The sequence below is a fragment of the Dietzia sp. SYD-A1 genome (assembly GCF_015356725.1).
GTDB lineage: Bacteria > Actinomycetota > Actinomycetes > Mycobacteriales > Mycobacteriaceae > Dietzia.
In genome coordinates this window covers 1-437 of record NZ_JADDKI010000599.1, presented here as the reverse complement: position 1 = coordinate 437, position 437 = coordinate 1, and the positions used below count along the sequence as shown (strand labels likewise).

Here is a 437-nt window from a genome sequence, read left to right as displayed (position 1 = left end):
CCGCGGGGGGTGCGCCGCGGGGCCGACCAGCGCCCTGACGGCACCTCCACGAGCGCGTAGCTCGCCGCCGCGAGAACGACGGAGACCACCACGGTGATCAGCCAGATCTCGAGCATGTGCCCGGAGAACATGGGCACGAACGCGATCTGGAACGCGAAGTGCAGGACCAGGACGTGCCACAGGAACACCCCGTAGGACCACCGGCCCAGCATGCCCATCACGGCGGAGTCCAGCACCATGAACCGCTGCCCCGGCGGGGCCAGCGACACCGGGGCCAACAGGCAGAACGCCACCACGGCCCCCAGTGCGGTCCGGGCCGCGAACTCGGGGCCGGACGGGTGCACGAAGCCCTCGGTGAACCACTGCGGGACGGTGCTGGCGCCGAGCGCCAGCGCGACGACGGCCCACCACCCCCACCGCGCGTGGCGGTGTCGGGC

At 73.0% G+C, this 437-nt stretch carries 1 pseudogene; it reads right to left on the bottom strand.

Annotation, left to right across the window (positions count from 1 at the left end):
* A pseudogene (locus tag IY392_RS17575) lies at nt 1–437 on the bottom strand (acyltransferase); the annotation flags it as partial.